At 35.1% G+C, this 25,652-nt stretch carries 18 protein-coding genes; 10 read left to right on the top strand and 8 right to left on the bottom strand.

All coding sequences use genetic code 11. The features are described from left to right. Window positions 1–105: 105 nt before the first annotated feature. Entirely contained in the window at window positions 106–804 is a 699-nt protein-coding gene (locus NQ163_RS15405) for a hypothetical protein (RefSeq protein ID WP_268191212.1), read from the bottom strand. 610 nt (window positions 805–1,414) lie between these two features. Beyond that, window positions 1,415–2,167, bottom strand: a complete 753-nt coding sequence (gene ppgK, locus NQ163_RS15400; RefSeq protein WP_268191211.1) for a polyphosphate--glucose phosphotransferase — start codon at window positions 2,165–2,167, stop codon at window positions 1,415–1,417. Window positions 2,168–2,358: 191 nt separating this feature from the next. Here ppgK and NQ163_RS15395 point away from each other — a divergent pair, with 191 nt between their 5' ends. The 4 genes from NQ163_RS15395 (at window position 2,359) to NQ163_RS15380 (ending at window position 10,804) form a co-directional block, all read left to right on the top strand. Then, on the top strand, window positions 2,359–5,082 hold the full coding sequence (locus tag NQ163_RS15395) for a cache domain-containing protein (RefSeq protein ID WP_268191210.1): 2,724 nt from the start codon (window positions 2,359–2,361) through the stop codon (window positions 5,080–5,082). 205 nt (window positions 5,083–5,287) lie between these two features. Further along, the gene (locus NQ163_RS15390) at window positions 5,288–6,139 is read left to right on the top strand and encodes a mechanosensitive ion channel family protein (protein WP_268191209.1); all 852 of its coding nucleotides are present in this window, start codon (window positions 5,288–5,290) and stop codon (window positions 6,137–6,139) included. 876 nt (window positions 6,140–7,015) lie between these two features. Beyond that, a complete protein-coding gene (locus NQ163_RS15385; protein ID WP_268191208.1) occupies window positions 7,016–9,523 on the top strand; it encodes a S9 family peptidase in 2,508 nt (835 codons plus the stop codon). Between the two features lie 540 nt (window positions 9,524–10,063). After that, a complete protein-coding gene (locus tag NQ163_RS15380) occupies window positions 10,064–10,804 on the top strand; it encodes a L,D-transpeptidase family protein (RefSeq protein WP_268191207.1) in 741 nt (246 codons plus the stop codon). Between the two features lie 379 nt (window positions 10,805–11,183). On the opposite strand, the gene NQ163_RS15375 is transcribed toward NQ163_RS15380, so the two are convergent. Together NQ163_RS15375 and NQ163_RS15370 are read right to left on the bottom strand one after the other, a co-directional pair. Beyond that, window positions 11,184–12,269 (bottom strand): zinc metalloprotease, encoded by a 1,086-nt coding sequence (locus tag NQ163_RS15375; RefSeq protein ID WP_268191206.1) that lies wholly within the window; start codon window positions 12,267–12,269, stop codon window positions 11,184–11,186. Window positions 12,270–12,619: 350 nt separating this feature from the next. Beyond that, window positions 12,620–13,666, bottom strand: a complete 1,047-nt coding sequence (locus NQ163_RS15370) for a 3-deoxy-7-phosphoheptulonate synthase (protein ID WP_268191205.1) — start codon at window positions 13,664–13,666, stop codon at window positions 12,620–12,622. 527 nt (window positions 13,667–14,193) lie between these two features. On the opposite strand from NQ163_RS15370, the gene rsgA reads away from it, so the two are divergent. Continuing rightward, a complete protein-coding gene (rsgA, locus tag NQ163_RS15365) occupies window positions 14,194–15,246 on the top strand; it encodes a ribosome small subunit-dependent GTPase A (RefSeq protein ID WP_268191204.1) in 1,053 nt (350 codons plus the stop codon). Between the two features lie 60 nt (window positions 15,247–15,306). Here the strand turns inward: rsgA and NQ163_RS15360 are convergent, their stop codons facing one another. Further along, window positions 15,307–15,546: a hypothetical protein gene (locus tag NQ163_RS15360; RefSeq protein WP_268191203.1), complete on the bottom strand. Its 240-nt coding sequence runs from the start codon at window positions 15,544–15,546 to the stop codon at window positions 15,307–15,309. Between the two features lie 413 nt (window positions 15,547–15,959). On the opposite strand from NQ163_RS15360, the gene NQ163_RS15355 reads away from it, so the two are divergent. Further along, the gene (locus tag NQ163_RS15355) at window positions 15,960–16,166 is read left to right on the top strand and encodes a hypothetical protein (protein ID WP_268191202.1); all 207 of its coding nucleotides are present in this window, start codon (window positions 15,960–15,962) and stop codon (window positions 16,164–16,166) included. A gap of 11 nt (window positions 16,167–16,177) precedes the next feature. Continuing rightward, a complete protein-coding gene (locus NQ163_RS15350; RefSeq protein WP_268191201.1) occupies window positions 16,178–16,741 on the top strand; it encodes a hypothetical protein in 564 nt (187 codons plus the stop codon). Window positions 16,742–16,852: 111 nt separating this feature from the next. On the opposite strand, the gene NQ163_RS15345 is transcribed toward NQ163_RS15350, so the two are convergent. Both NQ163_RS15345 and NQ163_RS15340 read right to left on the bottom strand, forming a co-directional pair. Beyond that, entirely contained in the window at window positions 16,853–17,899 is a 1,047-nt protein-coding gene (locus NQ163_RS15345) for an NAD(P)/FAD-dependent oxidoreductase (RefSeq protein WP_268191200.1), read from the bottom strand. Between the two features lie 99 nt (window positions 17,900–17,998). Next, entirely contained in the window at window positions 17,999–19,045 is a 1,047-nt protein-coding gene (locus NQ163_RS15340) for an NAD(P)/FAD-dependent oxidoreductase (RefSeq protein WP_268191199.1), read from the bottom strand. A 274-nt stretch (window positions 19,046–19,319) separates the two neighbouring features. Between NQ163_RS15340 and trhO the strand changes: the two genes are divergently transcribed. The 3 genes from trhO (at window position 19,320) to NQ163_RS15325 (ending at window position 22,654) form a co-directional block, all read left to right on the top strand. Continuing rightward, on the top strand, window positions 19,320–20,360 hold the full coding sequence (gene trhO, locus NQ163_RS15335; RefSeq protein ID WP_268191198.1) for an oxygen-dependent tRNA uridine(34) hydroxylase TrhO: 1,041 nt from the start codon (window positions 19,320–19,322) through the stop codon (window positions 20,358–20,360). A gap of 123 nt (window positions 20,361–20,483) precedes the next feature. Further along, on the top strand, window positions 20,484–21,473 hold the full coding sequence (locus tag NQ163_RS15330) for a tRNA dihydrouridine synthase (protein WP_268191197.1): 990 nt from the start codon (window positions 20,484–20,486) through the stop codon (window positions 21,471–21,473). Window positions 21,474–22,048: 575 nt separating this feature from the next. Further along, window positions 22,049–22,654, top strand: coding sequence for a hypothetical protein (locus NQ163_RS15325; protein WP_268191195.1), 606 nt, complete (start codon window positions 22,049–22,051; stop codon window positions 22,652–22,654). A gap of 656 nt (window positions 22,655–23,310) precedes the next feature. On the opposite strand, the gene NQ163_RS15320 is transcribed toward NQ163_RS15325, so the two are convergent. Beyond that, window positions 23,311–23,967: a hypothetical protein gene (locus tag NQ163_RS15320; RefSeq protein WP_268191194.1), complete on the bottom strand. Its 657-nt coding sequence runs from the start codon at window positions 23,965–23,967 to the stop codon at window positions 23,311–23,313. Window positions 23,968–25,652: the final 1,685 nt, after the last annotated feature.

Here is a 25,652-nt window from a genome sequence, read left to right as displayed (position 1 = left end):
ACAAAGCCTTAAAAGCTTGCAAATCCGCATACTATTAAGGCTTTGTTCTTATTTTTTACAAATATTACTTGATTGTGCAACGGTTACTTTTGTTAGCAATAATTTTTAAGGTCCAAGGGAAATATAACGATTTACAAACTCACCATTTTTAACAACCCAGTTTACTTCATAAAATCCAGCCCCATCACTATTCGTCATTCCAACAATAAGAATGTCCTTATAATAAATCACATATGAGTTTTCAAGATTTACCCGATATAAATCAGTGTAATATTTCTCCGGTATTTGTATTATTTCTCCATTAATTCTCAGATTCACTTCTGTTAGTTTATTTTTGGGATTACCAGTATCAGTACCCCATATATCCATAAAGTATAAAGAGTCTATTTCTACTTCTAATAACTTTCTTTTCCTTATTTCAATCAACATTGAATCATTTTTATATTTCACAGATTCATCATTGATCTCATTTACCGGAATCCTAGTTTGAATTTTATCTAAGGGTAAAACACGACTACGGTGCATATATCCACTAATATAGTTCTCCATATAGTTTCTTGCTTCTTTATCAGTTCGTGTAGATTTAAAGCATGAAACATATATCCATTCTTTCTTTTCAAAAAAATCATCTCCATTATATTCAAACACTTGACCATCTACAATTTTAGAATCAACTTTCGAATTAATATTAGGCTCAATACGAATATTTGTAAATCCATCATTATCATTGATTATGGCAGATACAATTTGTCCATGTAGTGATAATGAAAGAAAGTAAAATAGGATAATAAAAGCTATTCTCATTTTTTTAATTATTGCTAACGTAAAAGTGTTTTATCCTTTCGTTTGATAAAATTAACAAAACATTATTAAGAGAGATGAATTTTCTTCACAGAGTAATTCCAAATAAATGATAAAACATGTCTGAATAATCTTACTTGAACAAACTCTAATCAGAAAATCACAAGAAAGGATTCTTGCGGCAGGGGTGGTGGGCAATAGAACAGTTTCCAGGTATTCCAATGTGCAAGGAAGCGGGTTTTCCAAGGGTAATTTTGTGAGGGTGAAGTAGATTTTACGAACAAAAACCGTTATAATCTGGAAAAATATGCTGTGCAAGCTTACACAAGCCATTTTACTTTTGAAAAGTATGCTTTGTAAGCTTACAAAGACCATTTTACTTGTGAAAAGTATGCCATGTAAGTTTACAAAGCATGTTCTACCATTTTAAAATATGCTGTGCAAACTTGCACAAGCCATTTTCATTTTGAAAAGTATGCTTTGTAAGCTTGCAAAGACCATTTTACTTGTGAAAAGTATGCCATGTAAGCTTACTAAGCATGTTCTACCATTTAAAAATGTACAATGCAATCTTGCTAGCCCTACTTTTTAATTTTTTATAGCAGCATGTAAATTATTTATCACTCTCTTTTATACCATTGGCACTAACCGCAGCGCCAATAATTCCGGCACCATTTTGAAATTCGGCAAGCAATACGGGCACCTCCACATCAATTTCGCTTTCGAACTTATCCAATTTCTTGCTCACACCTCCACCAATGATAAAGTAATCGGGAGCACATATTACATTCACATGATGAAGAAACTCGTTGAATCTTTTTCCCCAGGCGGTAAAACTCAAGTCTTGCTTTTTTCGAACCGAATCGGCAGCATATTTTTCTATTTTTTTACCGTTCTTGTATTTTAATTGTCCCAATTCAAAATTGGGCAACAGTTGTCCATTATAGAAAACTCCAGAACCAATTCCTGTTCCAATGGTGATCATTACCACCAGGCCAGGTTTATCTTTCCCTACTCCATATCTCATTTCTGCCAAACCAGCCGCATCTGCATCATTCACAACAGTAACATCCAATCCGGTTTTATCACTGAAAAGTTCATCCACCTGAACACCTAGCCAGGACTTATCCAAATTACCATATGCCATGGCTTTACCATGAGAAATAATGGTAGGAAATCCACAGCCAACAGGCCCTTGCCAATTGAAATGATCAACAATTTCTTTTATCACATTGGCAACAGCTTCTGGTGTAGATGGCTGGGGAGTTGGAATGCGAAATCTTTCCTCCAACTGCCTGCCTGTGGCCACATTCACCGGAGCTCCTTTAATTCCCGAACCTCCAATATCAATTCCAAGTATTTCCATAAATTCTAATTGTGGATTTTATTTAATGAGTAAAAAATACAAAATTTCTAACGAATTAAATCATTAAAAAAAGTCACAACACATCATTTTGTATCAATATTAATCACCTAAAAATTGGGAATAGCGTAACATCGTTTACAGTTTAAAGGTATAATGAAATTGAATCAACCATTTTAACTTATCTCCCCCATATGAGTAAAAAAAGCATTAATTCCATACTTCGAAGATCTACTCTAATTATAATATCCACCATCTTATTCAGTTTTATCTCTATAATTATAGTTACTGAGTATTACCTATTTCAAAAGAATTACAAAGATGAAAAACAATTGATCGAAGATGAAAAAAAGCTGTTTCTTAAAAGTGCAGTCAAAAATGTTATTGCCTATTTGAATCATGAAGAAACCTCTTCGGAGAATAAAATGAAACTCAAACTACAAGACGCAGTAAACAATGCAATAAACCAGGCTAATAATATCTACACTCAGAACAAGGGAAAGAAAAGCAATTCAGAAATAAAAGCTTTAATCAAAAGCGCACTTAGGGAAATACGACATTTCGACAATAGGGGCTATATTTATATTATTGATTTACAAGGCAACTTAATAATGTATCCTTTTTGTAAATCGGCTGAAGGCACTAACATATTGGATGTCCTATCCCCCTCCGGCGAAAGTATCATTTCAGAACAAATTAAAGCCATTAATAATAAAGAAGAAACTTTTCACAGCTATCTTTGGCACAAACCTTGGTTAACAGACGATACTCTTTATGCAAAAACTTCGTTTGTTAAAAGGTTTAATCAATTCAACTGGCTAATTGGTTGTGGCGAGTACATTGATGATCACAACAAAGACACTAAAGAACATGCAATTAAGTATCTAAAAAGCTCCTATTCGCCCAAAGATTGGAATTTATTTATTAATCATTACGATGGTACTTCTATTATTATTAATTCAGATAAATATAAGGCTGGCGTAAATATTAAGGAGATTTCCAGCGATAATGGTTTGAAAATATTTAAGGAGGAATTGCAAATTGCTCAATCGGGTAATGCCGATTACTTGTATTACAATTGGCCAGTTAACGAAACCGAATTTACAGCAAAATTGGCATATGTTGATGGATTTGAAAAATGGCAATGGATGGTTGGAGCATCCTCGAGCTTAAAACAATTTAACGATATAGAGCTCCAACGAATGAACTCATTCTACCGAATGTCCTGGCTGAGAATCATATTACTCATCATCCTCTCAATTCCTTTAATGTTTATAATAGTAAGCCAATTCAGAAAAACCGCAGGTAAATTTAAATTTGAGTTAAACATACTCTTCAATCAAATAGAATCTGCAGTGTTTAAAGACAAGAAAATTACAAACACTGAATTCCAAACAAAAGAGTTTCATCAACTGTCCGGCAATATCAACAAGCTACTAAATCAACACTTTAAAAATGTAGATGCACTGAAGAAAAGTGAAGAAAAATTTCGAGTTCTGGTTGAACATGCACCATTAACCATTTTAGGACTTGACAACAATGGAATCGTTCAAATTTGGAACAAGCAATGCGAATTCTTTTTCGATTTAAGCAAAAAGGAGGTAATGAATCAAAAAGTGCCAATTGATAAAGTATTTGAAGGAGAGCAAAAAGAAAGAGTTCAAAATAAAATACTTGAAAATGATCCTGAATTTAAGCTTTTCCCAATAAAGCTTAAAAATGGCAAACTTGCCTACCAATACTGGGCCTCATTTAGAGTATCTGCAGATTTGTTAATTTGGGTGGGAAGTGATGTTACAGAATTAAAAAACACTGAAAAAGAATTAAAAAAGAGTAGAAATTTCTTAGATACATTATTAGAGAGTATACCATCACCTATATTTTACAAAAATACAGAGGGAATATATTTAGGAGGCAATAGTGCATTCTTTAATTTAATTGAGATGGATCCCAAAGAAATAATTGGTAAAGGAGTTTTTGATTTATATACTGAAGATTTAGCAAAAGTTTACCATGAAAAAGATGTAGAAGTATTTAAAGGCAAGCATCAACAATATGATTTTGAATATCATAAAGAAGGAAAGGATTTAAGAAATTTTACCTACTACAAAGCTCCATTTAAAAATCAAGATGAGCAAATTGAAGGCTTAATTGGTGTAATGCTCGACATTACGGATAGAATAAAATTTGAAACTGAATTGCAAAACAAACAAGAGGAACTTAAAGCTCTAAATGCCACTAAAGATAAGTTATTTTCAATCATTGCTCACGACTTAATAAACCCTTTTAACGTAATGCTTAATTCTGGTGAAATGTTAGCTGAGAGCGTTAATGAGAACGATATGCAAGGCGTTCAAGAAATGATTGAAATGCTTAATCCGGCAATAAAAAATGCTTACGACCTTTTATTAAACCTACTCGAGTGGTCAAGAGCACAAACCGGCACCATAAAGTTTCTCCCACAAAAGACAAATATTTGTGATGATTTGCAATCCGCAATCAAACTTATGAGTGGCATAGCCAAGGCAAAAAATATTGATTTAATTTTTGAAAAAAAGGAAAACCCCGAGGTATATATAGATGTTAACATGCTACAAACCATTACCCGAAACCTTATCTCCAATGCCATTAAATTTACACCGGAAGGCGGACAAATTAAGGTTTACACAAATTCATACACCGATTATTTACAGCTTTGTATCAGCGATAATGGCATAGGAATGGACAATGCCACCAAGGATAATTTATTTAAAATAGATAAAAGCTCGTCTAAAAAAGGTACAAATGATGAACCTGGTACCGGCTTAGGATTATTACTGGTTAATGATTTTGTAGAAAAACATGGTGGTAAAATTACAGTAATTAGTGAACCAGGGGAAGGCACTGATGTTAGCGTTTGGTTTCCTATAAAACAATAGATCAAGAATTGATTATAAGAATACTTTAGTGTAAACTCTTTGAATGTATTGTCTGCAGTTATAAAAAAAATGAAAAAAGTCCACAAATTGATAATTATAAATCCACACGAAAATGTTTACTTTGATCTGGCAATTATCACCTGATTACATTTAGAAAATTAAACAGGTGCAATAAATCGTAAACACTTGATTGGGAAAAATAATTATGGATAAAGTAATTGAGTTTTTAGAATACGAGATTTTTAAAATTGGAAGCTTTTCCTTCACATTTGGAAAAATAACCAGCACTCTCATTACCATATTAATCACCATATTTTTACTCTGGCTAATAAAAAAAGCAATATTCCGTAAAAGATCATTTTTAAGTATTGATAAAGGCAATCTATACTCCTTGTTTCAAATTATCAAATACCTGGTATGGATCATTTCCTCATTGATCATTCTGGAGACATTGGGATTTAAACTAAATGTGCTTTTGGCCGGATCGGCTGCCTTACTCGTTGGGGTTGGATTGGGCTTGCAGAATACATTCAATAATTTTGTTTCAGGGATCATATTGCTATTCGAAAGGTCGATAAAAGTTGGAGATATTTTAGAAATAGATGGAGATGTGGTTAAAATGGAAAGAATTGGCTTAAGAACCTCTTCGGCAAAAAATCGCGACGACATCATCATTATCATTCCCAATTCACTAATTACGAGCAATAAGGTGATCAACTGGAGTCATCAATCCGACAAAACAAGATTTAAAATTTGTGTTGGCGTAGCCTATGGTAGCGATGTGGAATTGGTAAGCAAAGTATTAAAAGAAAGCGCACTGGAAAGCAGGGATATTACCGATAAAGACTCTATTCTTGTAAGGTTTGTGAATTTTGGAAGTTCTTCTCTCGATTTCGAATTGTTGTTTTTCAGTAGGAATATTTTCAGGATTGAAAATCTTAAATCAGACATTAGGATGTTGATAAATAAAAAGTTTATCGAAAACAACATTTCCATTCCATTTCCTCAAATGGATATTCATTTTAAATCGGATGAAACAGGGCATTTTAGTAAATAATCACAATCAAGAATTGATTTTTGGAGTCTTTGTTGTATAGTATTAAATAAAAAAGTACACTGCATGATTTATAGTGGATAGTTCTTTAAATTATATCGTTCATAAGGTGACGCATAAATAATCTCTACTCTGTTCGGTCGAGCTTTATGGGCATTGGAAGGACAAGCTGCTTATCCGTAGAAAAAATATAGAGAGACGGGGAAGCTTCGAAGAATTGAGAAGATCACCCCGCCGAACTTAGTTTTTTCAAGTAGAAGCTGTTTGGGCTTACTCGCCCTAGATTTTTTGCTGACTTTTTCATCAATGGAAAAAGTCAGAGCCATGCGGCTTGAGCAAAGTAAAATTAACTTAAGGAATCATAGAATGATTAATTTTCAGTACTTGATTTAATTCGAGTTCGTATTTCACATAAATTCTCAAAAATATAATGCGATGTAGTTTGCGACCGATGGGCATTAAAAAAACATACACATAAAAGTAATTTTCAATCCTTGTTTCATATAAATAGTAAAAGTTTATTCCAACAATTACACAATATGACTGTCTGCACAATCTTAAAAATCCTACTTTTTAAGACAAATAGAACTGGCTTAATATCATTATATCATATGACGAATGTCAGTTCTTTATAGATTTTCTTGATTTTACATCGCGAAAATTCCCATCATCATCGAAATTGTGAAAATTTCCTCCTTTTTTGCCATACACTTCCCTATTTTTATTGCCCTAATTGCATTATTGTATACAAACAACAATACCAATCATGAAACAAAGATGAATTTTAGCATACTAATCTTTTTATAGATTTATGATGAAAGTTCATCAAAAGCTCCTCCCGATAAGGATCGGGATGACTCAACCAAAAATTACAAGCAAATGAAAAAACATTTACTAACATTCCTATTTCTTTTAATAGGAATTGGTGTTTTTGCACAGAAAACACCTGTTACAAAGGCAAATTATGAATTACCTGCAAGGTTCTCTCCTACCAAATTGAGATCTATGGTATTTTCGACCAGAGTACGTCCACACTGGCTTAAAAACGGTGAAAAATTTTGGTATGCCTACCAAACTTCCGAAGGATTAAACTATTATTTGGTTGATCCGGCAAAAAACATGAAAAGCAAGCTTTTTGATCCTGTAAAAATGGCTGCTGATATGAGCCGTTTAACTGGCGACCCTTTCGATGCAAAACACATGGACATTAAAAAAATGAAATTCATTAAGAACGAAAGAGTTGTTCAGTTCGAAGTGAAAAGTAAATTGGCCGAAGAAGAAGAAAAAGATGAAGAAAACGGCGACAAGCAGGAGGAAGAAAAAGACGACAAGAAAAAAGACAAAAAGAAAAAAATGGTTGCCAAAGTTTGGCATTTCGAATACGAACTGGCAAGCAGAAAACTACGTCTTTTAGATGATTTTGAAAAGCCATTGGAACAAAAGAAATGGGCTTCGGTTGCACCTAACCAGGAGTATGTAATTTTTGCTAAGCAACACAACCTGTATTGGATGGATGCTGAGAATTACAAAAAGGCTCAGAAAAACGAGAAAGACACTACCATTGTTGAGCATCAATTGACCACTGATGGTGTTAAGGATTATGCTTACGGTGATACCGGATATGGTAAAACCAATACCGAAAAAGAGAAAGAAAAAGATGACAGAAAAGCTGCTTACGTTACTTTCTCCCACGACTCAAAGAAATTTGCAATTATCCGCGAAGACGAAAGAAAAGTGAAAGACCTTTGGGTGTTGAACTCAGTTGCCAAGGGTCGTCCTACCTTGGAAACCTACAAGTATCATATGGCAGGAGAAAAAGAAGCTCCTCAGTATGAAATGCAAGTATTCGACTGGGAAAGCAAAAAATCTGTTCTTGTAAAAGCTGATGCATGGAAAGATCAAACCATTCGTATCTTAAGAGCTCCACGCAAAAAGGCAAATGCCGATGATGATTTGAAATTCTCCAAATGGCTTTCGAAAAACAGCAATTTGATTTACTTCCAACGTCAAAGTCGTGATATGAAACGAGTTGACATCTGTTCGGCAAATACCACAACAGGTGAAGTAAAAGTAATTATCGAGGAAAGATTAAATACTTATATCGAAACACGCAATCTGGTTACCATTAACGATGGCAAGGAGTTCATTCACTGGTCGGAACGCGATGGTTGGGCTCACTTCTATCTTTACGATGCAGAAGGAAAGGTGAAAAACCAAATTACATCAGGTCCTTGGCATGCCGACGAAGTACAAGGTGTTGATGAAAAGAACAGAGTGCTTTATTTCACAGCCAATGGACATGAAAAAGGTGAAGATCCTTACTATGTTCACCTGTACAGAGTAAACTTTGATGGTACTGGTTTAAAATTGCTAAACAAAGGAGATTTCGACCATCAGGTAAGCCTGAATGATCAAAACCATTACTTTGTAAACAACTCTTCAAGAGTAAACACCACTCCTGAATCGAAATTATACGATACACGCGGTAACAAGATTATGGATTTGGAAACTGCTGACCTTTCATTACTATTCGAAGCTGGCTACAAGTTTCCGGAAATCTTTAGCGTGAAAGCTGCTGATGGTGTAACTGATCTTTACGGAGTAATGTACAAGCCATTTGATTTTGATGAGAACAAGAAATATCCAATCCTAACTTACGTATATCCTGGTCCACAAACCGAAGCCGTTTACAAGAGCTTCTCAACTCGCATGGATCGTGCAGATCGTATGGCACAATTCGGCTTTATTGTTGTTACCATGGGACACCGAGGTGGTCACCCAGATCGTTCGAAATGGTACCACAATTACGGATATCAAAACATGAGAGATTATCCTCTTCTTGACAAAAAAGTTGCTTTGGAACGTTTGGCTAACCGTCATGATTTTATTGACATTAATAGAGTTGGTATTTTCGGTCACTCAGGTGGTGGATTCATGTCAACAGCTGCAATGTTTGTATATCCTGATTTCTTTAAAGTTGCTGTATCGGCTGCGGGTAACCACGATAACAACATTTACAACCGTTGGTGGAGTGAAACTCACCATGGCGTAAAAGAAGTTGTTACTGAAAAGGATACTACATTCCAGTACAAAATTGCAACCAACCCAAGCCTGGCTAAGAATTTAAAAGGCAAGCTTTTACTGGTAACTGGTGATATCGATAACAATGTACATCCGGCAAATACCGTAAGAGTTGCCAACGCATTGATTAAAGCCAATAAACGATTCGATTTCTTCATTTACCCAGGTCAGCGTCATGGCTTTGGTAACATGAGCGAATACTCTTTCTGGTTAAGAAGTGAATATTTCTGTAAACACCTATTGGGTGATTACCGTGAAGGAGCTGATTTTATTGAAATGCAAAATGAAACACCTAAAACCTGGTAATTCATTTGTCAGATAATATTCATCCCGATTTGCATGGCAGATCGGGATTTTTTGTGAGGCTCTCACTCCAAAGTGAGATTCTCACTAATTTAATTCCAATTTGATAACCAAAAACTGACAACCATAGCCATCATCCCCTAAATTACATGAACCTTGTGACTTGCAGCTAACCAATAACCACTAACTACCCAATCGCGAAAATCATAACCAGCATCTGCGTCCCCTTGGTGAATACCCTTCGTTTTCCTTTGTGGTTAATTTTACTTAAGATCTCTTCCGTCGCATGTTAAGATTCCATATTCATAAAGGCATGCAGTTGCGACGATTATTTATAAAACTTACTAACCCAGGGCAACATTCGCGTAGCTCATTCACCCTGGGCTATAAAGATCACGCTCCTCTGGAGCTTTATTTACAAGTGACTAGTAATCAGTTAGCATTTTTTCCCTGACAACCGATAACCGAAATCTGACAATGCGATAGCTTTGCTGAAAACATCAAATCATTCCATATATGCATTACAAAATGTTATCTTGCAATATGAAACTAATCCTTACCCTTATACTAACATCTTTTATTGTGACCAATTCAAGCTCCTTTAAATCGGAACAATTAAAATACCCTCGTGTTCGTGATGCATACGCCAAAAAGGAAAATGGCATCCTAAAGCTTCTCAACAGCAAGAACATTAAAAGTGATGAATTAGAAGTGTATTTGCGCGCTTTTAAATTTGGGCAGAAGATTCAGCTATGGGGTAAAAACAAATCAGATCAAAAGTTCAAATTGATCAAAGAATATAAAGTCTGTAGAAAATCCGGTAAGCTTGGTCCCAAAAGAAAGCAAGGCGATTTACAAGTTCCTGAAGGCTTCTATTACATCGATCGATTTAATCCTGCCAGCAATTTCCACCTCTCTTTGGGCATTAACTATCCAAACCAATCGGATTTATTTTGGGCCAACAAAAACGATCCTGGCGGAGATATCTTCATTCACGGTTCATGCGTAACTGTTGGATGTTTGCCAATTACTGACGATCAAATTAAGGAATTGTACATCTTTTGTATAGAGGCGAAAAACAATGGTCAGAAACAAATTCCTGTTCACATTTTCCCTGCCAAATTATCGGATAAAAACTTTGAGATACTTCTTTCCAAATATAGGGAGGATATGGATAAGACAACAGTTTGGAAAGATTTAAAGCTTGCCTACGATTCTTTCAACAAAACAAGACAAATTCCAAAAGTTACATTCCTAAAAAATGGGAAACATTTAATAAAATAAGCTGAGTTCAACTTAAGATACTTAATTCAACAAACTGGTGATTTGAAGCTTATCCTCTTTATTAACAGTTAGCAGTTAACAATGAATAATTAGTAATTAATAATGAGTAATGAATAATAAAATGGTAGGTTGTAGGAATTTGGTTCTTCGATCTTCCAGCTTTGCTGGTCTCGATACTTTGGCAGTTATCAGTTAGCAGTAAACAGTTATCAGTTAACAATGAATAATTAGTAATGAACAATTAATAATGAGGAGGTGAGGATTCGGGATTATACCATTCGACTTTTCGACCATTCAACTTTTCGACCATTTGACTTTTAAAGACTCTCAAAAAAAAGGCACCACAAGGGTGCCTTAAATATTCAATCACATTTATAAATTACTGAACAAAACCTTCTCTTGCTCCGCCAGCAGCGAATAAAGCTCTCATTCGGTCATTCTGACCATTTGTAAACATGTACATGCAGTTGTCATTCACGTAATCCATGAAGTTCATAGTCATATCGTTGGTACGACAATGTACTGTTGGATATGAAGGACATCCGTAGTTTGCTCTATCTGAGCTTGGTGTATCTGTTACAAAGTCATCCTGACGACATCTGCCATCACCCCAAATGTGACGAAGATTCAACCAGTGACCTACTTCGTGAGTAGCCGTACGACCGTAGCCATACTCACCACCTCTTGAGTTTTCACCGAAGAAATCGCTACCAATCACAACACCATCAGTTTCCAGTGCTCCACCAGGGAATTGAGCATATCCTAGAATACCTCCACCGATTTCACAAACCCAAAAGTTCAAGAAACTTGTTGGATCAGTAGCATCGATACCACCTTGGCTTGCATACTTCATTGCATCATTGGTTCCCCAAGAAGATTTTGTTGAAGCTTTTCTATTAACACCTGCCAATACGAATGTAATATTACAATCAGCAATATCATCGTTAAATTCTGTAGGAACTCCACCAGTATTAGGATTCAAATCGTTGAAATCTTCATTCAAGATATCAATTTGAGAATCGATATGAGCCTGAGTAACAGGGTGTGCAGGATCTTCCAAAATGTTTACAATCACAGGAATGGTAATGGTTCCCTGGTAAGGAACTGGATCTGGATCTGGATCTGGATCTGGCTTAACAGGTTTACCCTTATTGGTACTGGACGACTTCGCAGCAATTAATTGTCTCGTATGTTTTTCAATAGCATACATACGCTTTTCCAAACCAGGATTTTCTTTTAATTTTTGGTTTAGAACTTTCATCGAACCGCATTTGCATGCAGGACCATGAACATGTGCAGCTTTTACACCTGTGGATTCTTCTACTGCTTCCGAAGTATACACATAAAAGTCACTCATGTCAACAGCAATGTCATTTGTCTGTTGAACTTTTAGTTCACTGGATTCTTTTTGACAGGAAGCCAAAAACAGCCCTAAAACAAGTAAGGGGAAAAATAATTTTTTCATAAAAAATTAGTTTAAATGGTTAATGATTCCCCAATTTAAGAATATTATACCTAAACCACCAAATAATTTTTCACAAAGAGAACCTTAAGTCAATTACATCCCTGATCTGAAGCTCTTTACAAATGTGCATTTTTTAACAAGTCAAAATAAAAAGCTTATTTTTTATTTGTTTTATGATTATAAAAACAATCAAATCAACATATTATATTGAACGTAATGTATCAAAATTAAGTAATCTAATCTTTCTAAAACCCCATAGTAATTACAAAAACAAAAGAGAAACTACTCTTATTTAAAATGAAACATTATTGACATATTTTTCAATTTAAATAGAATTATGAGGGAAGTTACTATTCAATAGTGTTGCAGAATTCTCTTAATATCTTCGCCGTTGTTTCCCAGTCTATGCATTCATCGGTAACCGAAACTCCATATATCAATTCTGTCTTATTATCAGGAATGGACTGTTTTCCAAAAGCCAAGTTACTTTCAAGCATAAAGCCCATAATAGATTGATTACCATTTTGTATTTGCGCAGCAATATCCTGAAGAACAATTTTTTGATTTTTGGCCTGCTTTGCTGAATTGGCATGACTACAGTCTATCATGATTTTCGGATCTATTCCCAATCCATTCAACTTGTCTTCTATTTCCCGAACAAATTTGCTTTTATAGTTTGCTTCCTTTCCTCCTCGAAGTATGATGTGAGTATTTGGATTTCCCTTGGTTCTTATCACCGATACATTTCCATTTGGATTAATACTCACAAAATTTTGCGGAGTTCCAACGGCTTGTATTGCATTTAAAGCGATATCAATATTACCATCTGTGCCATTTTTAAAGCCTACAACCGAAGACAATCCACTTGCCATATTTCTATGACTTTGCGATTCTGTTGTTCTGGCACCAATCGCAGTCCACGAAAATAAATCTTGAATAAACTGTGGCGTAACAATATCCAATGCTTCTCCTGCTGCCGGCAAACCCAATTCTGCAATGTATACCAAAAGTTCTCTTGCCTGTTTTAATCCTTCCTGTATCATACAGGAATTATCCATGTGGGGATCGTTGATTAAACCTTTCCAGCCTACTGTTGTTCTTGGCTTCTCAAAATAAACCCGCATGACAATAAAAAGTTTATCCTTTAACTCATCCGCCAAAAGCTTTAATTTTTGAGCATATTCTTTTGCCGCCTTACTATCGTGAATGGAACAAGGACCAACAATAGCCAATATTCGCTTGTCTCGCCCATTTAGTATATTTTTTATGGTAGTTTGACCTTTATGAACTGTATGGATACATTTTTCGGTTAAAGGGTACAGCTCTTTTAAAGCAATTGGGGTTATGATGGCTTGTTCTACGCTTACATTTAGGTTTTCAATTCTTGGATCTACCATAGGGACATTCTATTTGGTCAATATCGTTAATGAATACAGATGTATCTTGATTCGATCTGAATTTAGTTTTTATTTTTTAGTGAATGAAAAATATTACACAAAGAATAATTGATTCTATGGTCTTTTAACAAAAACGATTTAAATTTTGAATTAGGCATCAATGTATATTTTTCCTATTTTTGCAGTTCATGATTAAAAGAACAACTTCTACATATCATTCGGAGTCCGCATTATAGGCAAGTCATTGGATTTGTTTCGAATCAACTTGCCGACACTTCACTTATAGCATCATTTTTATTTGATGCCTGTTTTTTTATACCGTAAATTTTAGAAAGAAATTGCAAAAACCATTCTGCTGTCAATATCTTCGTTAAAAATTACATCAAAATACTCACTTACTACAGTAAGCTGTGTTTTTTCAATAGTTTTTGCCTGGATCTTGTTTGCATTGATAGCTTTTTCAATACTTTCTTATAGTGAATTAATTTCAGCTATCACTTGCTATGCTGAAAGTTAAACCGAATGTAATGAATACATTATATAAATTGGGATGGTCTCATTTTTTTGAATCATCTCTTAGTTCAGAAGAAAAACAAAATATGACCATTGGTCGTGTTTCAACTGTAAATAAGTCGAATTGTATCGTAATCCATGAAAATGGAATTAAAACCTGCGAGTTAGCAGGAAATTTAATGTTTGGACTAGAAGAAAATGAGAAGCCCAAAACAGGCGACTGGGTATTGTTTCTTGACTATGGCGATTTGGGGATCATATCGAAAGTATTGCCACGTTACAATTGCCTTTCCAGACAAAAATCAGGAAAAGAAATTGCAGCGCAAATTATAGCTTCAAATATCGATTATGCGGTTGTTGTTCAATGTCTTGAAATTGGCTTAAACCTAAGACGATTAGAGCGTACAATTGTGCAATTGCAAAACTGCAATATCCAAGCCATTGTTCTGATCAACAAAACAGATTTACCTATTGACAATGAACAACAAGAAATCATGAATTTCATGATTGACACTTACCAGGCAATTCCAATTAGTGCTAATATTGGAAGCAATTTGAATTTGCTTAAGGATATGATTCTAACTGGTAAATCCTATGTTTTTATTGGAGCATCAGGTGTCGGAAAGTCCTCAATCATCAATTCTTTGCAAGAAGGAGATGATTTAAAAACAGGAGAAATTAGTCAATCCACAATGAAAGGAGCACATACAACCACTTCGAGAGACTTGTATATCCTAAAAAATGGTGGACTTGTAATTGACACGCCTGGCACTCGGGAATTTGGATTGACAGCTCCAGGTTCAGAATCCGGATCATCTGGTTTTCATGGAATCAATGAGCTTGCAAAAGGCTGTAAGTTTCATAACTGTACACATACCAACGAAAAAGGCTGTAAAGTTTTAAAGGCTGTTAAAGCTGAAAATATTTCAGAAGATGAATACGAAAGCTTTATGCGCTTGAATCGGGAAATGGAACATTATGAAAGTAGCTTACAAGATCGGAAACAGAAAGGAAAGAAGCTTTCCAAAATCATTAAGAATATGAAGAAATCGGGTTATAAAAGTTAAGCGTCATTAAAAACAAAGGGCTCAGATTATAAATCCAGGCCCTTTGTTCTTTCTTTTTATCTAAGCAAAAATTCTACTTAAAATTCCTTTTCGCTTATTGTTGTAATGCATTGATTTGTTACCATTACAAATGCTATCAAAGATTTGCCCCCAATCAGGTAAACCACCAAAATTCATATCATCAATATACATATCCGCTTTAATTTTTCGACTGATATTTCCATCAAAAACTTCTTCCGGATAATTTTTATTGACAGCATAAAACTCTACTCCTTCCAAATTAACATTTAAAATATGCACCAAAACTTATATATATCTCACTACACTATTAACATTATAATTTTTACTTATCACATCCGTCAAGTCTAAAATTTCCATAATTTAATTGTATTTCAAATCAATAAGTAAAGTTGACTTAATATCCCTTTTAGTTTTATGTATTGATATGATTTTCAGATTTTAGTGCAAGCACATAATAATCAACACTACAGACATGATTACAACTTTCAGTTAAACCTAAATTCAACCAAATTGGCATGAAGCAATTAAGAGAGCTCAGGTAATTCATAAAATCAAACTATAACGAATAACTTTCATTGCTGTTTTTGCTTCTCATTACATTGTGAAAATTATTTTATTCTTATTAATCAGATGATTATTTATAAATTATTCTTATTTTAAAGAATCTTATTCTTAATCAAAAGAAAATAACTATGAAGAAAATCATTATGCTGTTAAGTTTCGCATTTATTATCTTACAATCCTGTGGCGATTCAAAACAAAAAGACAAACAGGTACCACCTCCTCCTCCTAAACAAGAAAAAGTGGAAGCAGATTCTGTAGCCGTTGAACTTGAAAACACAAAAGAAGATATCGAGAAGGCTTCGGAAGAAGTTGATAAATTATTGGAAGAAATTTAAAATCTATTTGCATGAAAAAATACATTGTTATTCTATTGTCATTTTGCTTCATTCTGATTGCAAACACAGAACTTCTAGCTCAGAAAGGAAAAGATGGAAATAAAGGAAAAAAGAAAAATAAAACTGAGAAAGTTCACAAAGTCAAAAAAGACAGCCTCGAAAAAGATGTAAAAAAAAGACATAAAGCACAAAAGGAAAAAGCTCTAAAGAAACAAGATTCTTTAAAGCAAGAAATGGAGAAAAAGGGTCATGCTTATGGAAAAAACAAAGGCGAATTAAAAGGAAAAGAGTTTGGTCAAGAAAGAGCAAGACAGGCTAAAATGATTCGTGAAGAACGATCGAAGGCTTTAAAAGAAACAATTAAAAGTAAGGATGAAAAAATAAAAGAAGCGAAGGATAAAATTAAAAAGTCGAAAGAAAAACTAAAGGCCTCAAAAGATAAAGGAGAAATTTCTGAGGAAGAGTTCAATGAAAAGAAAGAAAAAATTGAAAAGGCTGAAAAAAGTGTAAAAGCTTTAGAAGAAAAAATTAAGAAAGCAAAAAAACTAACCGAAAAAGAGGAAATAGAAGATTAAAAAAAGGTGCAGTATCTGCACCTTTTTAAATTTATCATCGTGATAGATTTGAAATAAACGTAAACAAACTACCTTCCATTGATTTATCTATAAATAAGCTTGATGAAATGATTAGTTTAAAAATCTGTGAATATCAATCTCTTTATCAAGAATGTAATTTTTATTTACCAATGAACACATCATTTCACGAGCAAAATAAGGTGCTAATATCACACCTTTTGTACCCAAGCCATTAAAAACTGCTATGTGTTGATTATTGGGGTGCACTCCTAAAACAGGACGGCGATCGCTCACTGCAGGACGAATACCAGACCAATGACTAATAATCTTATAAGGCAAAGAAATTAGCCTATCCAATCGAGATAACAGATTTGTTCTGGTATCGAGAACCGTTTTGCCATTTTGTTTTGAATAATCGTAGCTTGCACCCACTTTAAAACGAGAATTACCCATTGGCATCACAAATAAATTCTCGTCTATGATGTAATCTTCAGCTAGTTTTTCACATTCTATTTCAATCAGTTCCCCCTTTGTAGGTATAAATGGGATGCTTTTAAAATAAGGATTCTTCGTTGCATGATGACCTTCGCAAAACACAATGGTCTTGGCGCTTACACCACGCCAGGTAATATGCCCGTTTATAAATCCAATGTCTTGATATTTAAAATTAGCTTCGATTAGATTGCCGTTTTCTTTAAAAAACTGTTTCAACTCTGATAAAAGCTTTGCCAAATCAAGATAACCCGACTTCTCTACTCTATCGAACAGGCTAAAATTGTCAATTCCTCTTTTAATCCAACTGGTATCGGCACTTTCCATATAATCCGAAAAGTCTCCATCGAATATTCGTTCGTTCCAAACTCGAATTTCATTTTCGCTAAGTGCTTGTGTAAAATCAACAGGATGTAAAAATTGATGTCCAAGTTCATTTTCTATATCTCTGTAGAGATTGGTCATTACCGGCAGCAATTCATCTACCTTCCAATGTTTAGCAAGCTTGTCGAAAATGGCGGGATTATATCTTCTGGTTGCAACATCTGAAGCCATATTTTCATCGGGGCTTGACACAATCTTAAATTTGTGACCTGCTTTGTACATATCGTAAGCAAGAAGAGAACCGGCAATGCCTTGCCCAACAATCAGGAATTGATTATCCATAGGAATTTGTAGTTTAAGTCAATTGTGTTTTATGTACGCCGCATCTAACAAAATGTTACTATTTCGCAGCAAAGACAAACAAAAAACAATGGATGCCAACTACTTCAAAAATCGTCGAATATCAATTTCAGGAGCCAAAGGATAATCGCTGACTGAAAGAAAACGTGTCATTTCACGTGCAAAGTAAGGTGCCAGCATAACACCTTTCGTACCCAAACCATTAAAAATGGCAATGTGTTCATGCAAAGGATGTATTCCTAAAATAGGACGACGATCAGAAACTGTTGGTCGGACTCCTGCCCACTGATTAATCACCTTGTAAGGCAAATCAATCAAATCGTCCAGCCTGGATATGATATCCATTTTTGCTTCTTCGGTTGTTTCCTCATCCAGCTGTGTCCAATCGTAGGTGGCTCCTACCTTGAAACGATGATTGCCAACAGGCATAACAAACAACTTCTTGTTCAGGATGTAATCCTCCAGCAATTCATCACAATGTATTTCGAGTAGCTCTCCCTTTGTTGGTTTAAAAGCCAGGTCACCAAAGTATGGATTCTCGGTGGCCCGATATCCTTCACAAAAGACAATGGTTTCGGCCATTAATCCATGCCATGAGATTTGATTGTCGATAAAGCCCAAATCCTTGTAGTCGAAATAAGAATCAACAATTAGTCCCTCGCGCTTAAAGAACTTACGCAGTTTCTTTAACATCTTGGGTAAATCAACATAGCCCGCCTGAGTTACTTTCCCATACGCATGCATCCCTTTGATGCCTTTGCCTACATTATTAACCAATATATCAGAAATAAAATCTCCAAAATTATCCTGAGCTCTCCTCTCCTTCCACATTAGGCTTTCATGCTCCGATAGTGGCTTTAGAATATCCTTCTCGTACAGAAACTTGTGCCCTAACAGCTCTTCCAACTCACGGTAGGTTTCAAACATTACAGGCAAACAATCATCCACCATCCAACTTTTTGTTAATCGTTTAAACACAAGCGGATTGAATAAACCTGCAGCAACATCAGAAGCTTTACGAAGCTCAAGGCTAGATATGATTTTAAAGCTTAAACCTGCCTTATACATGTTGTAAGCCAACAATGAGCCTGCAATGCCTTGCCCTACAATTAAAAACTGTCTATTCATTTGATTCTGTGGATTGATGATTGGTACTTTTTGATATAAAAGTTAAGGATTTCATAAGTAAACCTAAACATTTTCCATTAAATAAAGAGTAAAAGATCCTTTTTTATTGCCAATTGCTTTGTGATTTATCCAAATGAACTATTTTTGCAATGTTTATTTATTCTAAATAGCGATAACAAAAACTCCAAATTACAAAAAACAAGCACCAAACATTTGAAAATGATAACCTACTCCAATTGAGAATTTGGAGATTGAATATTTGATATTTTAAATTATGCAACTGTATAATAAACTGAGCAAAGAAGAACTAGTGAAGGAAATGGAAGCTGAAGATTTTACGCGCAAAACCATTTCATTTTACCGATATGTGAATTTTGAGGATCCAAAAGCTTACCGCGATGAGTTGTTCAAGAAGTGGTTCCTTTTGAACTGCAAAGGAAGAATATATATTGCCAAGGAAGGAATTAATGCACAAATGAGCGTGCCTGAGCATAACTTAGATGCCTTTTTTACGGATATGAATAGCCGAAAAGAATTGGCTGACATGCCTATAAAATGGGCTGTTGAAGATGATGGAAAATCGTTTTACAAACTTACCATTAAGGTTCGCCCTAAAATTGTTGCCGATGGTTTGGATGACAACACATTCGATACCTCCAATGTAGGTACACATCTATCTCCTGTTGAATTTCATGAGGAGCTAAGCAATCCAGACAACGTTGTTATCGATATGAGAAATCATTACGAAAGTGAAGTAGGCCATTTCGAGAATGCCGTTTGTCCTGACGTGGATACTTTTCGTGAAGAGATTGATTTGGTAGTTCGTGACTATGCCAAAAATAAGGACAAGAAGTTTTTATTGTATTGTACCGGAGGTGTACGCTGCGAGAAAGCCAGTGCATATTTAAAGCATCATGGATTTGAAGATGTAAACCAGTTGCACGGTGGTATCATTGCCTATGCACAAGAGATCAAACAGCTTGGATTGGAATCGAAATTCAGGGGAAAGAACTTTGTTTTCGACGAACGCCTGGGCGAAAGCATCAATAATGAGGTAATTGCCAAATGTCACCAGTGTGGAAAAGCATGCGATACGCACACCAATTGTGCCAACGATGATTGTCACCTATTGTTTATTCAGTGTGATGAATGTCGTGAGCATTACAACGGATGTTGTACCGATGAGTGCAAGGAGATAATTGAATTGCCAGAGGAAGAAAGAATTAAATTGCGTTCAAAATTCCACGATAAGTATAGCAAGAGTCAGATATACAGACAGAGGATTAGGCCAAAGCTAAAAAGAAGTACAAAGTAATAAGGATAAAGTATAACAAGCACCCCTTCGCCTGTCGGCACTTCCCCTAAAAGGGGAAGAATCAAAAATCATCTGATTACTAATAACTGTTTACTGCTCATTGTTAACTGATAACTGAATAAAATGAATTTCTGGCACAACATACAAACACCAAACTTTTCGCTTGCTCCAATGGAAGATGTTACGGATACATCCTTTCGTGAGGTTGTTTTAAAAAGTGCAGCAAATGGCAAGCTCAATCTTCTGTTTTCTGAGTTTACCTCGGTTGAAGGCATGTGTCACCCAGTTGGACACGAGAAGGTGAAGCATCGTCTGCAGATTAATGAATCGGAAAAGAAATTGCTGAAAGAGAAGAATGTAAAGCTGATTGCGCAGATTTGGGGAAAAGATCCTGAAAAGTATTACAAAACAGCTCAATACATTGCGAACGAGACCAATTTTGATGGCATAGACATCAATATGGGTTGCCCAGTGAAGAATGTGGTGAAAAATGGTTGTTGTTCTGCTTTGATTACTCAACCCGATTTGGCCAAAGAGATTATTCTGGCAACCAAGGAAGCTACCAATTTGCCATTGAGCGTAAAAACCAGAATTGGTTTTAAAGAGGTAGTTACCGAATCGTGGGTATCTCATTTGTTGCAAACGCCTATTGATGCATTGACCATTCATGGTAGAATTCAGAAACAAATGTCGGAAGGAATCGCCGACTGGAACGAAATCGCGAAAGCGGTGCAATTGAGAAATGAGTTGGCTCCACACATCAAACTAATTGGCAACGGCGATGTGGAATCGTACCAGGAAGGATTGGACAAGTGCAAGACTTATGGCGTTGATGGTGTGATGATAGGCAGAGGAATTTTCAAGAATCCCTGGTTCTTTCATCCCGAAAAGGAAGAGATTGAAATGGAAGAAAAGATTGACCTGATGTTGGAACACACGCGTTTGTTTGATAAAACCTGGGGCAATTCAAAAAACTTTGCCATTCTGCGTCGTTTCTTTAAAATTTATACCAACGAATTTCGTGGTGCTTCTTCCCTGCGTAATGATTTGATGAACACCAGAAATGCGAAGGAGGTTTATGAGGCAGTGAAACAGTTTACTGTGAACAGTTAGCAATTAACAATGATCAATTAATAATTATCAGTTAACAATGAATAATTAGTAATAAATAATAAAATGGTAGGTTGTATGAAGTTGGTTCTTTGACCTCCAGCTTTGCTGGTCCCGATACTTTGCAGTTATCAGTAAACAGTTAGCAGTGAACAGTTATCAGTTAGCAATTAACAATGAATAATTAATAATGAGGAGGTGAGGATTCGGGATTTAACATTTTAACTATTCTACTTTTTAAATTCCAGCTTTGCTGGTCCCGATACTTCGGGATTATACTTTTTAACTTTTCCACTTTGCTACTTTTGCACTTCCAGCTATGCTGATCCCGATACTTTGCAGTTATCAGTTAGCAGTAAAAAAGATTAATAATGAATTTATAATACCCCTCACGCAACCAATTGTGTTTTCTGCATCTTATACAATATACAAAAACAGAGAGCTATTTTAAGCTCTCGAATAGTTTAGGTATAATGCCGATATATAATTTGTTAGACATTAGAAGTGAAGCGTACTAATGGCTTATACAAATTAATAATCGGTATTATTCATGTAAGTTTTACAAAAACAGATGCCCAATGAAAGCCAAAATACTTGTACCATTCGTATTTGTACTTATTGCATTGTTCACTGCATGCGATAATGATACCAATATCCCGGAAATTGAATCGACAGATTATTTTCCACTACACATTGGCGATACCTGGGAGTATAAAGATCATATCCGAAAGGTTAGCGGATCGGAAATGATTAACAACAAAGAATACAGGGTGATTACGCACGAAACCTATCGTGCTGATACTTTATATTATACCTACAATACCTACTTTAGAAGCACAGGTGACCATAAGGTATACCAACTAAACAGTGATCAATCGGGAGAGTATTTATTTGCCGACTTTAACTTAAATGCTGATGATAGCTGGACATACACTAACAACTCAAATGGTAGAGATGATGAGTGGACAGTTACATCTCTTCCCGAAATTACTTTCAAGTTTGATGATACCGAATTGGAAAACTGTAAAAGATTCTTCTACAATGCAATGTTAATTGTTGATGAAGAGCATACCATCGTATTTGCTGCTGGTATAGGGGAAATCAACAGCTTTTCGAATGCATGGGGATTGGGTGACACCATTCAAACTGCGACAATTGATGGTGTTACTTATAGGTTTAAGTAAGGGTTTGCCTGAAAGGCAAAAATCATATCGTCCAGGGGAAGGAAGCATTAGCGGCCATGGCCCTGGGTTTATGATTTAGAATTGATATTCTTGTAACAGGTAATGATATATGATTAAGTGGGCTTGTTGCGATGATAGTATTTTAATTCTGTGTCTTCAATCCTGGCGAACTCTTACTTTTATTCATTTATAATTTTAGTGGGCATTCATGAGCTCCTTTCGGTCGGTTACATTGATGAGAAAGTAACAAATCCCTATACTTATTGTGACCTGCATCGATTACACATTTATTAAAGCTTAAATCCATAATTGTGTTATTTCAGGTAATGTTCTTTGTCTTTAAGCCAGACAGGCTCTTACTTTCTCCATTGATGAGAAAGTAAGCAAAGAATCTACGGCGCACCTACTCAGTGACCCATAACGGCTCAAAAGCGAATAGAAATAGATAGTCTCACTCATTCTTCGCTCGACAGCATTTCTATTTGTCGCTTTCTCTGCCTATGGGGCCCCACTTGCGTAGATGATGCCGATCTCCACAAGCATTAAGACTTGTACTTTATTTCAATAGTCATTACATCCTGATTTTTCATACCTTTTAACTTGAATGGCTATTGCTAATTTAAAGGTGTATCTTTTGATTGAAATGGAACCTATTTTTAGTTTACGTAACGATACATGCGTATGATTTGAGTATCCCAATAGTGATCAACTACCAGTTCTTTTAAAGTAAGTTCTTGGGTTGCTTTCCACATGCCATTTTTTGAATAGAATACGCCTTTGTTGTGATATACCAGATGAGAGACATTACTGAATTTGTTTATAAAGGCCAATAGAACATGATCAGGCATTGATTGTTTTAAGCTTTTTCGGGGCTTTGTTGTAAATTCGCCAATGGATTTGAAGGAATTGTTTAACAATCGTTCTATCCCATCTCCTTGTAAGCTTGAACTACTAGTAAATATATTTTGCGAATAAATGCTGTCGTACTTAAAATAGAATTCAATAGCATATGAAAAACAGTTTTGAGCAGAATTAAACATTTCCGATGTTTCTTTTATATTGGCTAGCTTTTTTTCGCTAAGTTGTTTATTAGAATTGGCCACATAACTTTCAAAAATCTTTTGATTCTTTTCTTCAACACCAAGAACAAATGTATCCTTTAACCAAGTTACCTTGTACCTATGTGTGTTATATTCTGTTTCTAAGGTATCAAGGATTTGATAATCAAGATGAATTTTCTTTTCGTTTTGTGCATGGCTTGTTCCAAATTGCAATAGGAGCAATAAGCCCAATAAAAGTTTACCTGTGTTCATTGTCTGTGATTTTAGATTAGTTGGTTTCAATTGATTTTAGAATTGGCATTTAAATTTAATAAAATAATTATTTGATCAACTAATTCGTATCTTTTGATTCTCGATAAAGGCATCAGCAATAACTTTTATGTAAAAAAAAGTCAGACCAATCGGATACTACTCGCCATTCCATTGCAACAGTTTATCTCGAATCGCTCCCGATCGAAATCCTTAATTTTACTAATTCGGAGATTCACCTTTTTAGGAGAACCATGGCAAAGCGGAGCTCATGAACACAATTGAAAATGAGCAAGTGTGAATCAAATGCCTACAGACAGAAGGCTATGATACAGATAAGCATTTGCTTTTAATCGTCACTTTCTCCTATAGGTAGGCCACCTGTACTCCTCATACCGAACTGACTTGAATGGATCATCGCATATTCAACCATTTCACATTGAAATTTAATAATTAGTCAGAATTAAGAAGATTTTGCCAGAAAGGCAAAAATAATATAGGCAGGTGCAGGGAGCATTGGCTAAGAAGTGCTCTTATTTTTTTTAATGGAAATTAAAATTCATTACTCCATAATCCCTGATTTGCAGTCAGGGGTGGCATGATCCTGTACATCCACTCTGTCTTTTGGCATATCATGCGTATCGCTGCATAAAACATGAATGCTTTGTTTTATAGCTTTAGCTTACAATATATGATTGTTGGTCCATCAGGCAATGGTGCTAAGGAGTTCAAACAATTGTTCGTCTGTGATTTCGGGTAGTACAATGTTTTCTACCGGATATTCGAATAAAGTTTGTTGGTCTGACATCGTCGATTCTTTAAAAGATGAATAAACTCTCTCCCCTAAAAATCTCTCGTTTCTAATTGTTCTGACTCAATATTCTAGTTAGCACAATACGCTTCACTAAAAACACATTTAATTTAAGAATAAATGATTACATAAAAAATTTTCATTGAAAGGTTTTGCTCTATCAGTGAGTTATTTGCCACAAAAATGGAATGCACAATACATGGAAAACTGTGATTTTTATTGGGCATGTCTTTAAATAGACTTCTCTTCTCCCTCCCTTCTTAATCTTTCTAACTAACAGATTGTAATAGCTCTTAAAATGCAGTTTTTCTTATTCTAAACTTAGAATTACACTTCAAAACTCGCTATGCCTGTGAAGGCACAAGACTTATAAAGACATTAGCATTACAATACCATATGAAATATCGTAGAAAGCAAATTCATTTAATTAGAATATTATTATTACCTAAGCTTTGAATTTGCTCAAGCCGCATGGCTCTGACTTTTTGCATTGATCAAAAAGTCAGCAAAAAATCTAGGGCGCGTAAGATCAAACTTCTTATACTTGAAAAATTTAAGTGCGGCGGGGTGATCTTCGAACAAGTTCTTAGCTTCCCCGTCTTACTAAAAATTTTTCTACGTCTAAGCAGCTTGACCTTCCAATGCCCACTGTGGGCTCTGGAGAAAAATAAAGGTCAGCAATGATAATTCTAAAGAATTACCCACTATGAATCATACAAAGCCATTATTATTTAGTATCAACCAAAATTACATAAGGTTTATACATTTTTACCATAAAACAAATGTTATTGTGTAATAGATTTATTAGATTTGATAGGCATAAAATTGGTTTTGTATACTTATGTCCCGCTCTTGAAAAATAGAATCTTACCAAAGG

Origin of the sequence: Marinifilum sp. D737 (assembly GCF_026672275.1) — a bacterium.
Lineage (GTDB): Bacteria > Bacteroidota > Bacteroidia > Bacteroidales > Marinifilaceae > Marinifilum.
Note: the sequence above shows the minus strand (reverse complement) of the source record. Positions and strands in the feature narration are given on the sequence as shown.

Bases quoted from the DNA above. Each gene is read 5' to 3' on its own strand.
- NQ163_RS15390 (WP_268191209.1), top strand. From the start codon at position 5,288: ATGGATAAAGTAATTGAGTTTTTAGAATACGAGATTTTTAAAATTGGA.
- NQ163_RS15355 (WP_268191202.1), top strand. From the start codon at position 15,960: ATGAAGAAAATCATTATGCTGTTAAGTTTCGCATTTATTATCTTACAA.
- NQ163_RS15350 (WP_268191201.1), top strand. From the start codon at position 16,178: ATGAAAAAATACATTGTTATTCTATTGTCATTTTGCTTCATTCTGATT.
- trhO (WP_268191198.1), top strand. From the start codon at position 19,320: ATGCAACTGTATAATAAACTGAGCAAAGAAGAACTAGTGAAGGAAATG.
- NQ163_RS15405 (WP_268191212.1), bottom strand. From the start codon at position 804: ATGAGAATAGCTTTTATTATCCTATTTTACTTTCTTTCATTATCACTA.
- rsgA (WP_268191204.1), top strand. From the start codon at position 14,194: ATGAATACATTATATAAATTGGGATGGTCTCATTTTTTTGAATCATCT.
- NQ163_RS15370 (WP_268191205.1), bottom strand. From the start codon at position 13,666: ATGGTAGATCCAAGAATTGAAAACCTAAATGTAAGCGTAGAACAAGCC.
- NQ163_RS15320 (WP_268191194.1), bottom strand. From the start codon at position 23,967: ATGAACACAGGTAAACTTTTATTGGGCTTATTGCTCCTATTGCAATTT.
- NQ163_RS15380 (WP_268191207.1), top strand. From the start codon at position 10,064: ATGAAACTAATCCTTACCCTTATACTAACATCTTTTATTGTGACCAAT.
- NQ163_RS15385 (WP_268191208.1), top strand. From the start codon at position 7,016: ATGAAAAAACATTTACTAACATTCCTATTTCTTTTAATAGGAATTGGT.
- NQ163_RS15345 (WP_268191200.1), bottom strand. From the start codon at position 17,899: ATGGATAATCAATTCCTGATTGTTGGGCAAGGCATTGCCGGTTCTCTT.
- NQ163_RS15340 (WP_268191199.1), bottom strand. From the start codon at position 19,045: ATGAATAGACAGTTTTTAATTGTAGGGCAAGGCATTGCAGGCTCATTG.
- NQ163_RS15395 (WP_268191210.1), top strand. From the start codon at position 2,359: ATGAGTAAAAAAAGCATTAATTCCATACTTCGAAGATCTACTCTAATT.
- NQ163_RS15330 (WP_268191197.1), top strand. From the start codon at position 20,484: ATGAATTTCTGGCACAACATACAAACACCAAACTTTTCGCTTGCTCCA.
- ppgK (WP_268191211.1), bottom strand. From the start codon at position 2,167: ATGGAAATACTTGGAATTGATATTGGAGGTTCGGGAATTAAAGGAGCT.
- NQ163_RS15375 (WP_268191206.1), bottom strand. From the start codon at position 12,269: ATGAAAAAATTATTTTTCCCCTTACTTGTTTTAGGGCTGTTTTTGGCT.
- NQ163_RS15325 (WP_268191195.1), top strand. From the start codon at position 22,049: ATGAAAGCCAAAATACTTGTACCATTCGTATTTGTACTTATTGCATTG.